Annotated in this window: 13 protein-coding genes and 1 riboswitch; of the genes, 12 read left to right on the top strand and 1 reads right to left on the bottom strand. The window is 69.7% G+C overall.

Annotated features, from left to right (window positions below):
- Nucleotides 1–61: 61 nt before the first annotated feature.
- From A9X00_RS03740 to gcvP, 12 genes are all read left to right on the top strand, one after another.
- Nucleotides 62–1,705, top strand: a complete 1,644-nt coding sequence (locus tag A9X00_RS03740) for an acetolactate synthase (protein WP_067149352.1) — start codon at nt 62–64, stop codon at nt 1,703–1,705.
- A gap of 102 nt (nt 1,706–1,807) precedes the next feature.
- The gene (gene secA2 / locus A9X00_RS03735; RefSeq protein WP_067149350.1) at nt 1,808–4,132 is read left to right on the top strand and encodes an accessory Sec system translocase SecA2; all 2,325 of its coding nucleotides are present in this window, start codon (nt 1,808–1,810) and stop codon (nt 4,130–4,132) included.
- Nucleotides 4,133–4,221: 89 nt separating this feature from the next.
- The gene (locus A9X00_RS03730; RefSeq protein ID WP_067149348.1) at nt 4,222–4,851 is read left to right on the top strand and encodes a CDP-alcohol phosphatidyltransferase family protein; all 630 of its coding nucleotides are present in this window, start codon (nt 4,222–4,224) and stop codon (nt 4,849–4,851) included.
- Nucleotides 4,844–5,770, top strand: coding sequence for a DUF881 domain-containing protein (locus A9X00_RS03725; RefSeq protein ID WP_067149388.1), 927 nt, complete (start codon nt 4,844–4,846; stop codon nt 5,768–5,770). The genes A9X00_RS03730 and A9X00_RS03725 overlap by 8 nt, the downstream gene beginning before the upstream one ends.
- A gap of 25 nt (nt 5,771–5,795) precedes the next feature.
- Entirely contained in the window at nt 5,796–6,128 is a 333-nt protein-coding gene (locus tag A9X00_RS03720) for a small basic family protein (RefSeq protein ID WP_066933079.1), read from the top strand.
- 114 nt (nt 6,129–6,242) lie between these two features.
- Nucleotides 6,243–7,007, top strand: coding sequence for a DUF881 domain-containing protein (locus A9X00_RS03715; protein WP_232006663.1), 765 nt, complete (start codon nt 6,243–6,245; stop codon nt 7,005–7,007).
- 37 nt (nt 7,008–7,044) lie between these two features.
- Nucleotides 7,045–7,443 carry a glycine cleavage system protein GcvH gene (gcvH, locus tag A9X00_RS03710; protein ID WP_067149344.1) on the top strand — a complete coding sequence of 133 codons (399 nt, stop codon included), beginning with the start codon at nt 7,045–7,047 and terminating at the stop codon, nt 7,441–7,443.
- A gap of 274 nt (nt 7,444–7,717) precedes the next feature.
- Nucleotides 7,718–8,179, top strand: coding sequence for a glycogen accumulation regulator GarA (garA, locus tag A9X00_RS03705; protein ID WP_369830708.1), 462 nt, complete (start codon nt 7,718–7,720; stop codon nt 8,177–8,179).
- Nucleotides 8,180–8,191: 12 nt separating this feature from the next.
- Complete coding sequence (locus tag A9X00_RS03700) at nt 8,192–8,950, top strand: MerR family transcriptional regulator (protein ID WP_067149339.1); 759 nt, start codon at nt 8,192–8,194, stop codon at nt 8,948–8,950.
- A gap of 64 nt (nt 8,951–9,014) precedes the next feature.
- Nucleotides 9,015–9,509, top strand: coding sequence for a bifunctional nuclease family protein (locus A9X00_RS03695; RefSeq protein ID WP_066933175.1), 495 nt, complete (start codon nt 9,015–9,017; stop codon nt 9,507–9,509).
- A gap of 259 nt (nt 9,510–9,768) precedes the next feature.
- Nucleotides 9,769–10,398: a MerR family transcriptional regulator gene (locus tag A9X00_RS03690; RefSeq protein ID WP_067149337.1), complete on the top strand. Its 630-nt coding sequence runs from the start codon at nt 9,769–9,771 to the stop codon at nt 10,396–10,398.
- 115 nt (nt 10,399–10,513) lie between these two features.
- Nucleotides 10,514–10,611, top strand: a riboswitch (glycine riboswitch).
- Between the two features lie 158 nt (nt 10,612–10,769).
- Nucleotides 10,770–13,595, top strand: coding sequence for an aminomethyl-transferring glycine dehydrogenase (gene gcvP / locus A9X00_RS03685; RefSeq protein ID WP_067149335.1), 2,826 nt, complete (start codon nt 10,770–10,772; stop codon nt 13,593–13,595).
- Here gcvP and A9X00_RS03680 read toward each other — a convergent pair.
- Nucleotides 13,592–14,452: a haloalkane dehalogenase gene (locus A9X00_RS03680; protein ID WP_067149333.1), complete on the bottom strand. Its 861-nt coding sequence runs from the start codon at nt 14,450–14,452 to the stop codon at nt 13,592–13,594. The two genes, gcvP and A9X00_RS03680, sit on opposite strands and share 4 nt — an antisense overlap.
- Nucleotides 14,453–14,557 lie beyond the last annotated feature (105 nt).

Here is a 14,557-nt window from a genome sequence, read left to right as displayed (position 1 = left end):
CGAGGCCTGACACAAAATCCTTCGGCGAAGGTACCCGAGTGATAGCCGATAGGCTGCCTGGATGAGCATCGACGCTCCGTCCAGCCAGACCGTGCATGCCGGCCGACTCATCGCACGCCGGCTCAAAGCCAGCGGCATCGACACCGTGTTCACCTTATCGGGCGGCCACCTGTTCTCCATCTACGACGGGTGCCGTGACGAGGGGATCCGGCTCATCGACACCCGCCACGAACAGACGGCGACCTTCGCCGCGGAGGGCTGGTCGAAGGTGACGAGGCTGCCTGGCGTGGCCGCGCTGACCGCGGGGCCGGGCGTCACCAACGGGATGAGCGCGATGGCCGCGGCGCAACAGAACCAGTCGCCGTTGGTGGTGCTGGGCGGCCGGGCTCCCGCGGGGCGCTGGGGCATGGGCTCGCTGCAGGAGATCGACCATGTGCCGTTCGTGGCGCCGCTGGCCCGCTTCGCCGCCACCGCGCAGTCGGCCGACGACGTCGGCCGCCTGGTGGACGAGGCGTTGCGGGCGGCCGTCGGCGCCCCGTCCGGCGTCGGATTCGTCGACTTTCCGATGGACCACGCCTTTTCGATGTCCGAGGATGACGGCCGGCCCGGCGCCTTGACCGCGGTGCCGACCGGCCCGGCCCCGGACGCCGACGCCCTGGACCGCGCCGCCCGCCGGCTGGCGGCGGCGCCACGGCCGGTGATCATGGCGGGCACCAACGTCTGGTGGGGACGCGGCGAGGCGGCCCTGCTGCGCCTCGCGGAGGAACTTCGGATTCCCGTGCTGATGAACGGGATGGCTCGCGGCGCGGTGCCCGCCGACCACCCGATGGCCTTCTCGCGGGTGCGCGGCAAGGCCCTGGGCGGGGCCGATGTGGCGCTGATCGTCGGCGTGCCAATGGATTTCAGGTTGGGCTTCGGCAAGGTGTTCGGGCCGGAAACCCAGCTGATCGTGGCCGACCGCGGCCAACCCGTCCGCGAGCATCCGCGCCCCGTCGCCGCCGGCCTGTACGGCGACCTCACCTCGATCCTGTCGGCCCTCGCCGCCACGCGCGGCAGCGCGCACCCGGATTGGGTCGCCGGGCTGCGAACCGCCGAAACCGCGGCGCGCGAGCAGGAGAAGGCCGAGCTGGCCGACGACCGGATCCCGCTGCATCCGATGCGGGTGTACGCGGAGCTGGCGCCGATGCTGGACCGCGACGCCATCGTCGTCATCGACGCCGGCGACTTCGGGTCCTACGCGGGCCGGGTGATCGACAGCTACCTGCCGGGCTGCTGGCTGGACAGCGGCCCGTTCGGCTGCCTCGGGTCGGGCCCCGGCTACGCGTTGGCCGCCAAGCTCGCCCGCCCTGACCGCCAGGTCGTGCTGCTGCAGGGCGACGGCGCCTTCGGCTTCAGCGGGATGGAGTGGGACACCCTGGTCCGCCACGGCGTGCCGGTGGTGTCGGTGATCGGCAACAACGGGATCTGGGCGCTGGAAAAGCATCCGATGGAGGCGCTGTACGGCTACTCGGTGGTGGCGGAGTTGCGCCCGGGCACCCGCTACGACGAGGTGGCGCGCGCCCTGGGCGCGCACGGCGAGCTGGTCGCCGCGCCTGCCGAGTTGCGGCCCGCGTTGGAGCGCGCCTTCGCCAGTGGCCTGCCCGCCGTCGTCAACGTGCTCACCGACCCGGCCGTCGCCTACCCGCGCCGATCCAACCTCGCCTGAATTCCTTCCCGGCGCGAGCGTGCGCAGTTGCACGCGTACGCCCGGCGTGTCGCGGGCAAACACGCACGCTCGCGGTTATTAGGGCTCGCGTACCGTTGACCTGTGCCAAAGACCACCCGGACCCAACCCGGCCGCCTGAGTAGCCGCTTCTGGCGACTGCTGGGCGCCAGCACCGAAAAGAACCGCAGCCGCTCCCTCGCGGACGTCGACGCCTCGTCGGAATTCGACAAGGAGGCCGCCGATCTCAGCGACGAGAAGCTGCGCAAGGCGACCGGGCTGCTCAAGCTGGACGACCTCGCGGAGTCCGCCGACATCCCACAGTTCCTCGCGATCGCCCGGGAAGCGGCGGAACGGACGACGGGGTTGCGGCCGTTCGATGTCCAGCTGCTGGGCGCGTTGCGCATGCTCGCCGGCGACGTGATCGAGATGGCCACCGGCGAGGGCAAAACCCTGGCGGGCGCGATCGCGGCGGCCGGATACGCGCTGGGCGGGCGACACGTGCACGTGGTGACCATCAACGACTACCTGGCGCGTCGCGACGCGGAATGGATGGGCCCGCTGCTGGAGGCCCTCGGGCTGACGGTCGGTTGGATCACCGCGGAGTCGTCGAGCGAGGAGCGCCGTGCCGCCTACGGCTGCGACGTCACCTATGCCTCGGTCAACGAGATCGGCTTCGACGTGCTGCGCGACCAGCTGGCGACCGACGTCGAGGACCTGGTGTCACCGAACCCCGACGTGGCCCTCATCGACGAGGCCGACTCGGTGCTGGTCGACGAGGCGTTGGTGCCGTTGGTGCTGGCCGGCACCACGCACCGGGAGACGCCGCGGCTGGAGATCATCAAGCTGGTCGGCAAGCTGGACCCGGCCACCGACTACGAGACCGACGCCGACAGCCGCAACGTGCACCTGACCGACGTCGGCGCGCGCAAGGTCGAAAAGGCGCTGGGCGGCATCGACCTGTACTCCGAGGAGCACGTCGGCACCACGCTCACCGAGGTCAACGTGGCGCTGCACGCGCACGTGCTGCTGCAGCGCGACGTGCACTACATCGTGCGCGACGACGCGGTGCACCTGATCAACTCCTCGCGCGGCCGCATCGCGCAGCTGCAGCGCTGGCCCGACGGCCTGCAGGCCGCCGTCGAGGCGAAGGAGGGCATCGAGACCACCGAGACGGGCGAGGTGCTCGACACCATCACCGTGCAGGCGCTGATCAACCGCTACGCCACCGTCTGCGGCATGACCGGCACCGCGCTGGCCGCCGGCGAGCAGCTGCGCCAGTTCTACAAGCTCGGTGTCTCACCAATCCCGCCGAATACCCCCAACATTCGCGAGGACGAGGCCGACCGGGTCTACATCACCGCGGCCGCCAAGAACGACGCGATCGTCGCGCACATCGCCGAGGTGCACGAGACCGGGCAGCCGGTGCTGGTCGGCACCCGCGACGTGGCCGAGTCCGAGGAGCTGCACGAGCGGCTGCTGCGCCGCGGCGTGCCAGCGGTGGTGCTCAACGCGAAGAACGACGCCGAGGAGGCGAAGGTGATCGCCGAGGCCGGCGAGTACGGCACGGTGACCGTGTCGACCCAGATGGCCGGGCGCGGCACCGACATCCGTCTCGGCGGCTCCGACGAGGCCGACCACGACCGCGTCGCCGAACTGGGCGGGCTGCACGTCGTCGGCACCGGCCGGCACCACACCGAGCGCCTCGACAACCAGCTACGCGGCCGCGCCGGACGCCAGGGCGACCCGGGGTCGTCGGTGTTCTTTTCGAGTTGGGAGGACGACGTCGTCGCGGCCAACCTCGACCACAACAAGCTGCCGATGCAAACCGACGAGGACGGCCGGATCGTCAGCCCCAAAGCGGCCGGGATGCTCGACCACGCCCAGCGGGTCGCCGAGGGCCGGATGCTCGACGTGCACGCCAACACGTGGCGTTACAACCAGCTGATCGCGCAGCAGCGCGCGATCATCGTCGATCGGCGAAACACGTTGCTGCGCACCGCAACCGCGCGCGAGGAACTCGCCGAGCTGGCGCCGGACCGTTACGAGGAACTGTCCGAAGAGATCTCCGAGGACCGCCTGGAGAAGATCTGCCGGCTCATCATGCTGTATCACCTCGACCGGGGCTGGGCCGACCATCTGGCCTACCTCGCCGACATCCGCGAAAGCATCCACCTGCGTGCGCTGGGCCGGCAGAATCCGCTGGACGAGTTCCACCGGATGGCGGTCGACGCGTTCGCGTCGCTGGCCGCCGACGCCATCGAGGCGGCGCAGCAGACGTTCGAAACGGCGAACGTGCTCGAAGAGGAGCCGGGGCTGGACCTGTCCAAGCTGGCGCGCCCGACGTCGACGTGGACCTACATGGTCAACGACAACCCGCTGTCCGACGACACGCTGTCGACCCTGAGCCTGCCCGGGGTGTTCCGCTGAGCTGAGCCGACGAGCGTGCGGCCAGCCGCGCACTCGAGCTCGAGTGTGCGGCCAGCCGCACACTCGGCATTCGGCTAATGTCACGGCTCATGGAGCCCGCGCTTCCGCCCGACCGGGTGCTGACGGTGCCCAACGCGCTGAGCGCCATCCGGCTGCTGCTCATCCCGGTGTTCGTCTACGTCCTGCTGTTCGCCCACGCCAACGGCTGGGCGGTGGCGATCCTGATGTTCAGCGGGGCTTCCGACTGGGCCGACGGCAAGATCGCCCGCACGCTCAACCAGTCCTCGCGGCTGGGCGTGCTGCTGGACCCGGCGGTGGACCGGCTCTACATGGTGACCGTCCCGATCGTCCTGGCCATCGACCACATCGTGCCGTGGTGGTTCGTCATCACGCTGCTGGTGCGCGACGGGCTGCTGGCCGCCACGCTCCCCGTGCTGCGCAGCCGCGGGCTGTCGGCGCTGCCGGTGACCTACGTCGGAAAGGGCGCCACCTTCGCGTTGATGGCCGGATTTCCCCTGGTGCTGCTGGGCACGGGCGGCGCGGAGTGGAGCCGCGTGCTGAGGGCCTGCGGCTGGGGCTTTTTGGGCTGGGGCCTGTACACATACCTGTGGGCGTTCGTGCTGTATGCGGTGCAGATGACGTTGGTGGTGCGCCAGATGCCCAAGCTGAAACAGCCCGACCGCCAGCCGATCTCCCGCAAGGCGGGTGGTCATGACTGACGCGGACCGCCTGCTCGGCGGCTATGACCCCAACGCCGGCCGCAGCGCCCACGAGGCGGCGCGGCCCCAGCTGATCCCGGTGCCCTCGCTGCTGCGCGCCCTGCTGTCGGAGCACCTGGATCCCGGCTATGCCGCGGCCGCGGCCAAACGCGGCGGTGACGGCGCGGCGCCGCGCGGGCGGGAGCGCGCGTTCGGCTGGCTTTGGCAGGCCCTGGCCGCGCTGCTGATCGCCACGGTGTTCGCCGCCGCGGTCGCGCAGGCGCGCTCGGTGGCGCCCGGCGTGCGCACCGCGCAGCAGCTGCTGTTGGAGAGCGTGCGCTCCTCGGAGGCCGCCGCGGCCAAGTTGGGCCAACAACGCAGCGCGCTCTCGACCCGAGTCGACGACGTGCAGCGCCACGCGCTGGCCGAAAACGCCCAGGGGCAGCGGCTGCTGGCCAGCCTCGACGCCCTGGGCCTGGCGGCGGCGAGCACGGCGGTCATCGGCCCCGGCCTCACGGTCACCGTCACGGATCCCGGTGCCGGCCCGAACCTTTCCGACGTGTCCAAGCAGCGCATCAACGGCAGCCGGCAGATCATCCTGGACCGCGACCTGCAGCTGGTGGTCAACTCGCTGTGGGCCAGTGGCGCCGAAGCCATCTCCGTCGGCGGCGTCCGGATCGGGCCGAACGTCACCATCCGGCAGGCCGGCGGCGCGATCCTCGTCGACAACAACCCCACCAGCAGCCCCTACAAGATCCTGGCGGTGGGGGCGCCGCACGCGATGCAGGACGTCTTCGACAACAGCCCCGGCCTGCAGCGGCTCAGGCTGCTTGAGGCCTCCTACGGTGTCGTCGTCACCGTGAACGTCGCCGACGGCCTGTCACTGCCCGCCGGACCGATGCGGGATGTCAAGTTCGCCAAACAGATTGGGACCCGGTGAGAGACACGCCGACAGGAAACCGAGCATGATCGGCATCGCGGCGCTCGCGGTCGGCATCGTGCTGGGCTTGGTCTTCCACCCCGCCGTGCCCGAGGTCGTCCAGCCCTATCTGCCGATCGCGGTGGTGGCCGCCCTCGACGCGGTGTTCGGCGGACTGCGCGCCTACCTCGAACGGATCTTTGACCCCAAGGTCTTCGTGATTTCGTTCGTGTTCAACGTCTTTGTGGCCGCGCTCATCGTCTACGTCGGCGACCAGCTGGGCGTCGGCACCCAGTTGTCCACCGCGATCATCGTCGTGCTGGGCATCCGCATCTTCGGCAACGCCGCCGCGCTGCGGCGCCGGCTGTTCGGGGCATAACCCGATGAGGTCACCGTGAGCCAGGACCCGCCCGACCGCCCCGAAGACGGGGAAAGTCGCGGCGCGCCAGCCGAGCCCACCGCGGGCGAGGGTGCGCATCGCGGGCGGCACGAACTGCCGGCGCACCGCCCGCGCCCCGAGATCGGCCCGGTGCACCGCACGGGGTTGTCCGCGCTGGCGCGGGCCGGTCGCTCGCGGCTGGCCTTCGGGGCGCTGGCGGTCGTGCTGTGCCTCGTCCTGGGGATCGCCATCGTCACCCAGGTCCGCCAGACCAAGTCGGGCGACTCGCTGGACACCGCCCGCCCCGCCGACCTGCTGGTGCTGCTGGACTCGCTGCGGCAGCGCGAGGCCACACTGAACACCGAAGTCGCCGAGCTGCAAAACACGCTGAATTCGTTGCAGGCGTCCGGCAACAACGATCAGGCCGCCATCCAGAGCGCCCAGGCCCGGCTCGCCGCGCTGTCGATCTTGGTCGGCGCCGTGGGAGCCACCGGCCCCGGCGTCACGATCACCATCGACGACCCGGGACCCGGGGTCTCACCGGAGGCGATGCTCGACGTGATCAACGAGTTGCGCGCCGCCGGCGCCGAGGCGATCGAGATCAACGACGCGCACCAGTCCGTGCGGGTGGGCGTCGATACCTGGATCGTGGGTACGCCCGGCGCGTTGACGGTCGACAGCAAGAACCTGTCCTCCCCGTATTCGATTCTGGCGATTGGCGATCCGCCCACGCTGGCGGCAGCGATGAACATCCCGGGCGGGGCCGAGGACAGCATCAAGCGCGTCGGCGCCCGGATGTCGGTCCAGCAGGCCGAGCGCGTCGACGTAACCACCTTGCGACAACCAAAACCGCACCAATACGCTCAGCCCGTCAAGTGAACGTGCCTCATCGGCAGCGACCAGAACAGGACCACCCGTGAGCGATATCCCGTCCGATCTGCACTACACCGCCGAACATGAGTGGGTTCGACGCAGCGGGGAGGACACCGTGCGGGTCGGCATCACCGACTTCGCGCAGTCGGCGCTCGGCGACGTCGTCTTCGTCCAGCTGCCGGACGTGGGCAGCCAGGTGAGCGCGGGCGAGTCCTTCGGCGAGGTGGAATCGACGAAGTCGGTGTCGGACCTGTTCGCGCCGGTGTCGGGCACGGTCTTGGCGGTCAACGCCGACCTGGAGGGCAGCCCGCAGCTGGTCAACTCCGACCCCTATGGATCGGGCTGGCTGGTCGACGTCCAGGTCTCTGACGCCGCCGAGCTGGAGTCGGCGATCTCCGCGCTGCTCGACCCGGAGGCCTACCGCGGGACGCTGACCGAATGACGATTGCTAATGTGCCTGCCAGCCCCGCTCGGTGCTGCGGGCGGCGCACGCGGTTTACCTCGGTCGGGCTTCCGATCGTCCGGTGGGGGGCACATTGCGAACCGGTGCGCGGTACGGTCGACAGATCGACACTTGATAGACACGAGACGGTCAAGTAATCAGCAGTGCGGGGCTACAGAAACTCAGGAAACCTCGAGAAACCTAGAGGGAGCCGGGCGAGCGGCCCGGTTCGGAGAACGCCACAGCGGCCAGTGAGGAGCAGCGCGTGACGGACATGGATAAGGACCAGACCTCTGACGAAGTCACGGTGGAGACGACTTCGGTCTTTCGCGCCGACTTCCTCAACGAACTCGACGCCCCCGCCCAGGCGGGGACCGAGAGCGCGGTGTCGGGCGTCGAAGGACTCCCGGCCGGCTCGGCGTTGCTGGTCGTCAAACGCGGACCGAACGCCGGGTCGCGCTTCCTGCTCGACCAGGCCATCACGTCGGCCGGGCGGCACCCCGACAGCGACATCTTCCTCGACGACGTCACCGTCAGCCGTCGCCACGCCGAATTCCGGTTGGAAAATAACGAGTTTCACGTCGTCGATGTCGGTAGCCTGAATGGCACGTACGTCAACCGCGAGCCCGTCGATTCGGCGGTGCTGGCAAACGGTGACGAAGTGCAGATCGGAAAGTTCCGGTTGGTGTTCTTGACCGGACCCAAGCAGGGCGACGACGGAGATTCCGGAGGGTAGTTAAGGAGGGTAGTGAGCGCACCCGATAGCCCGGCACTGGCCGGGATGTCGATTGGGGCTGTCCTCGACCTGTTGAGGCCGGATTTCCCCGATGTCACGATCTCCAAGATTCGATTCTTGGAGGCCGAGGGACTGGTGACGCCCCAGCGCGCCGCGTCGGGATATCGCAGGTTCACCGCGTACGACTGCGCGCGGCTGCGCTTCATCCTCACCGCGCAGCGCGACCACTACCTGCCGCTGAAGGTGATCCGGGCGCAGCTGGACGCGCTGCCCGACGGCGAGCTGCCCCCGATCGGATCGCCTTACGGGGTACCGCGATTGGTGTCGGTGCCGAACGGCGCGGAAGCCGACACGGTCGCCGAGGCCGCCAGGCCCGACGCGGCGGCGGTCGCCCCGCCGCGGGTCCGGCTCAGCCGGGAGGATCTCCTGGAACGGTCGGGGGTGGACGACGAACTGCTGACGGCGTTGCTCCGGGCGGGTGTGATCACCACCGGCCCGGGCCGGTTCTTCGACGAACACGCCGTCGTCATCCTCCAATGCGCGCGGGCGTTGGCCGAATACGGCGTCGAGCCGAGGCATCTGCGCGCCTTCCGCTCCGCGGCCGACCGGCAGTCCGATTTGATCGCCCAGATCGCGGGGCCGCTCGTGAAGGCGGGCAAGGCCGGCGCCCGGGACCGCGCCGACGACCTGGCGCGTGAGGTGGCCGCGCTCGCGATCACATTGCACACCTCGCTGATCAAGTCTGCCGTTCGCGACGTTCTGCATCGCTGAGGATTAGACTTCGTTGGACAGCTTGGTGTTCGGCGGGCTGAAGAGTTGCGGAGGGCAGACACAGATGGGTGAAGTTCGTGTTGTCGGCATTCGCGTCGAGCAACCGCAGAACCAGCCGGTGCTGTTGCTGCGCGAGGCCAACGGTGACCGCTACCTGCCAATCTGGATCGGTCAGTCCGAAGCAGCAGCCATCGCGCTCGAACAGCAGGGCGTCGAACCGCCCCGGCCGCTGACGCACGACCTGATCCGGGATCTCATTGCCGCGCTTGGGCATTCGCTGAAAGAGGTGCGGATCGTCGACCTGCAGGAGGGCACCTTCTACGCCGACCTGGTCTTCGACCGCAACATCACGGTCTCGGCGCGTCCATCGGACTCGGTGGCGATCGCCCTTCGGGTCGGTGTTCCCATCTATGTCGAGGAGGCCGTGCTCGCCCAGGCCGGTCTGCTCATCCCGGACGAGAGCGACGAAGAGGCCAACACCGCCGTGCGCGAGGACGAGGTCGAGAAGTTCAAGGAGTTCCTCGACAGCGTGTCGCCCGACGATTTCAAGGCCACCTAGTCGCGCGGCGAGGGCCAGCCCGCGGGTACTAGGCTGGACGCCGACATCACGGATCCATCTCATCTGGCGCCGCGATCTCGACACGCTGGCCGATAGTGCTGCCAGTTGGGCCTCCGGCCGCCATACTTTGATCACGACTTAAGGCGCGGCGGCTATCGAAAAGCGTAAGCTCACTAGCACTCGGGCCTGAGCAAACGTGGCTGCGGTGCAGCCAGAGACGCAGCTAACGATGACAGCGCGATCGGCGAGAGGAACCCCCGTGAGCGACCAGCCACGTCAAGAGCAGCTGGACCTAGCTGACCAAGCGAACGCCGCGAGCAGCGACCAACCCGCCTCCGCGCCGAGCGCGCCCGTGCAGCCCGGGCTGTTCCCCGACGATTCCGTGCCCGACGAGCTGGTGGGCTACCGCGGGCCGAGCGCGTGCCAGATCGCGGGCATCACCTACCGGCAACTGGACTACTGGGCGCGCACGTCGCTGGTGGTCCCGTCGATCCGCAGCGCGGCCGGGTCCGGCAGCCAGCGGCTCTACTCGTTCAAGGACATCCTGGTCCTCAAGATCGTCAAGCGACTGCTCGACACCGGCATCTCGCTGCACAACATCCGGGTCGCGGTCGACCACCTGCGCCAGCGCGGCGTCCAGGACCTGGCCAACATCACCCTGTTCTCCGACGGCACCACCGTCTACGAGTGCACGTCGGCCGAAGAGGTCGTCGACCTGCTGCAGGGCGGGCAGGGCGTGTTCGGCATCGCGGTGTCGGGCGCCATGCGCGAGCTGACCGGCGTGATCGCCGACTTCCACGGCGAGCGCGCCGATGGCGGCGAATCGATCGCGGCCCCGGAGGACGAGCTGGCGTCGCGGCGCAAGCACCGCGACCGCAAGATCGGCTGACCGCCCCTTCGCTTTTGCGCGAGCGTGCGCAGTTGTACGCGTTATGCGGCGTGTCGTCGTACTGACACGCACCGTCGCGGCGAACTTGGGACACCGAGTAAACTGGACGACGCGTCGCACTCGGGCGGGAGAGTCTCGTGGCTGCCAGTCACGGGCGCCGAAGGAGCAACACCTCTCCGTCAACCTCTCAGGCACCCGGACCGCGCGGGTTAACGACGCCTCTGGAAAGCGGTGCGGACCGGTAGCGGTTCCCACCCGCCGATGGGGAAAGGCGCCCGGGCAGCAGCCCGCCGCCGAATCTCTCAGGCGCCCGGCGAACGGGTGAAGACAGAGGGAGGGGGCCGTTAGTCCCTCGACCTCAGGAGTTCGCCGTGGCCGATCAATCAACCTTCGCAGCGCGGCACATCGGGCCGGACGGCCCGGCCATCGCCGCCATGCTCGACGTCATCGGGGTCGATTCGTTAGACGAGCTGGCCTCGAAGGCGGTTCCGAGCGGCATCCTCGACACGCGCCCCGACGGCGGCGCCGCGCCGGGCCTGGACCAGCTGCCGCCCCCCGCCAGCGAGGCCGAGACGCTGGCCGAGTTGCGCGCCCTGGCCGACGCCAACACCGTGGCCGTGTCGATGATCGGGCAGGGCTACTACGACACGCTCACGCCGCCGGTGTTGCTGCGCAACATCATGGAGAACCCGGCCTGGTACACCGCCTACACGCCCTATCAGCCGGAGATCAGCCAGGGCCGGCTGGAGGCGCTGCTGAACTTCCAGACGATGGTGGCCGACCTGACCGGGCTGGAGGTCGCCAACGCGTCGATGCTTGACGAGGGCACCGCGGCGGCGGAGGCCATGACCCTGATGCACCGGGCCGCCCGCGGTGCGGCGAACCGGCTCGTCGTCGACGTCGACGTCTTCGCCCAGACCGCCGCCGTGCTCGCCACCCGCGCCCGGCCGTTGGGCATCGAGATCGTCACCGCCGACCTGCGGGACGGCCTGCCCGACGGTGACTTCTTCGGCGTCGTCACCCAGCTGCCGGGCGCCAGCGGCCGGATCACCGACTGGGCGGGCCTGGTCGAACAGGCGCACGAACGGGGCGCGCTGGTCGCCGTCGGCGCCGACCTGCTAGCCCTTACGCTGATCACCCCGCCCGGCGAGATCGGCGCCGATGTCGCGTTCGGCACCACCCAAAGGTTCGGTGTCCCAATGGGATTCGGCGGGCCGCACGCCGGCTATTTGGCCGTGCACGCCAAGCACGCGCGCCAGCTGCCGGGGCGGCTGGTCGGCGTGTCCGTGGACACTGATGGCGCGCCGGCGTTTCGTTTGGCGCTGCAGACCCGCGAGCAGCACATCCGCCGCGACAAGGCGACCAGCAACATCTGCACCGCGCAGGTGCTGCTGGCGGTGATGGCCGCGATGTACACCAGCTACCACGGCGCCGACGGGCTGACCGCGATCGCCCGCCGCGTGCACGCTCACGCTGACACCATCGCCGCCGCGCTGGGCGACGCACTGGTGCACGACGCGTACTTCGACACCGTGCTGGCCCGGGTGCCCGGACGCGCCGACGAGGTGCTCGCGGCGGCCAAGGCCAAGGGCGTCAACCTCTGGCGCGTCGACGACGACCACGTCTCGGTGGCCTGCGACGAGGCCACCACCGACGCGCACGTCGCCGCGGTTATCGACGCGTTCGGCGTGCCGGCCGCCGACCCGGCGCCAGTCGAGATCGCGACCCGCACCTCGGAGTTCCTGACGCACCCCGCCTTCACGCAATACCGCACCGAGACGGCGATGATGCGCTACCTGCGCACGCTGGCGGACAAGGATATCGCCTTGGACCGCAGCATGATTCCGCTCGGCTCGTGCACGATGAAACTCAACGCCGCGGCCGAGATGGAACCGGTCACCTGGCCCGAATTCGCGCGCCTGCACCCGTTCGCGCCGGCCTCCGACACCGAGGGGATCCGCCGGTTGATCGCCGACCTGGAGACCTGGCTGGTGCAGATCACCGGCTACGACGCCGTCTCGCTGCAGCCCAACGCCGGCTCGCAGGGCGAGTACGCCGGCCTGCTGGCCATCCACGGCTACCACGCCAGCCGCGGCGAACCGCACCGCGACATCTGCCTCATCCCGTCCAGCGCACACGGCACCAACGCCGCGTCCGCCGCGCTGGCCGGGCTGCGGGTGGCCGTGGTCGCGTGCCGCGACAACGGCGACGTCGACCTCGACGACCTGCGGGCCAAGGTGACCGAGCACGCCGACCGGCTGGCGGCGCTAATGATCACCTACCCCTCCACCCACGGCGTGTACGAACACGACATCGCCGAGATCTGCGCCGCCGTGCACGACGCCGGCGGCCAGGTCTACATCGACGGCGCCAACCTCAACGCGCTGGTCGGGCTGGCCCGCCCGGGCAGGTTCGGCGGCGACGTCAGCCACCTGAACCTGCACAAGACGTTCTGCATCCCGCACGGCGGCGGCGGGCCGGGCGTCGGGCCGGTGGCGGTGCGCTCACACCTGGCGCCGTTCCTGCCCGGCCACCCGCACGCGCCCGAACTGCCCGGCGGCCACCCGGTGTCGTCGGCGCCCTACGGGTCGGCCTCGATCCTGCCGATCACGTGGGCCTACATCCGGATGATGGGCGCCGACGGGCTGCGGGCCGCGTCGCTCACCGCGATCGCGTCGGCCAACTACATCGCGCGGCGCCTCGACGAGTACTTCCCGGTGCTGTACGCCGGCGAGAACGGCATGGTCGCGCACGAGTGCATCCTGGACCTGCGCGGCATCACCAAGACCACCGGGGTGACCGTCGACGACGTCGCAAAGCGGTTGGCGGACTACGGCTTTCACGCACCCACCATGAGCTTCCCGGTCGCCGGCACGCTGATGGTGGAGCCGACCGAAAGCGAGAGCCTGACCGAGGTCGACGACTTCTGCGAGGCCATGATCGCCATCCGCGGCGAGATCGACCGCGTCGGCACGGGGGAGTGGTCCGTGGACGACAACCCGCTGCGGGGGGCGCCGCACACCGCCGAGTGCCTGCTGGTCGCCGACTGGGATCACCCGTACACGCGGGAGGAGGCGGCCTACCCGCTGGGCAAGGGGTTCCGGCCGAAGGTGTGGCCGCCGGTGCGGCGCATCGACGGCGCCTACGGCGACCGCAACCTGGTCTGCTCGTGCCCGCCGGTGGAGGCGTTCGCCTAGCCGAAGCGCTCAATGATCGCCGCGGCGATCTCCTCGGGCGCGTCCTCCTGGATGAAGTGTTTGGCGTCGGGCAGCTCGACGACGACGTGATCGGGGAAGCTCGCCCGCATCCGCGGCAGGGTGGGGCCGGGCCGGAACGCGAAGTCCTTCATCCCCCAGACGAACAGCGCGGGTTTGGCGCCCAGCTTGGCGGGCACCTCCCGTCCGAGCCGCGACAGCAAGGGCTCGGCCGCCAGGATCTGTTTGGGCATTTCGGCCACGCCCTTGCGCGCGTCGGCGCTGGGCTGCACCGCGCGGTAGTGTTCCATCACCGCCGCGCTCGGGCGGTGCTGGGTCCCCGCCGGAATCAGTTGCTCGACAAAGAAATTGCGCTGCAAGATCGCCCACTGCATCGGCGGACTGCCCATCACGCGGCTGAAGATCTTCGTCGTCAGCTCGTCCGTCTTCCAGAACCAGGTGTTGCCCAGCACGACGCCGCGGACTCGGGCGGCGCGCTCCACCGCGACGGCCATGCTGATGGGCCCGCCCCAGTCCTGGCCCATCGTCACGTAGCCGTCCAGGCTGAGGTGGTCGACGAACTCGCCGACCACCCGGGCGTGCTCGTCGATCTTGTATCCGAACCCGGCGGGCCGCTCGGATAGCCCGAAGCCGAGGTAATCCGGTGCGATGCAACGGAATTGGTCGCGCAGCGCGAGGATGATGTTCCGGTACAGGAAGCTCCACGTCGGGTTCCCGTGGCACAGCAGGATCGGCGGGCCATCACCCTCGTCGACGTAGTGCATCCGCCCGCGCGAGGAGTCGAACCAACGCGACTCGAACGGATACAGGTGGGGATCCGGGTTGAAATCGATGCGCATTGCCCCTCCTCCGATGGCGCTCCCGATCGTATGCCCGAACAGCGACATGTCCGAGTTTTTGAGACCGGCGCGACGGTGGCCGGCGGCGGCGACTGGGTACACCCA

Origin of the sequence: Mycobacterium sp. 1245805.9 (assembly GCF_001672915.1) — a bacterium.
GTDB lineage: Bacteria > Actinomycetota > Actinomycetes > Mycobacteriales > Mycobacteriaceae > Mycobacterium.
The sequence above is the reverse complement of the archived record's forward strand: the minus strand, read 5'-3'. Positions and strand labels throughout refer to the sequence as shown.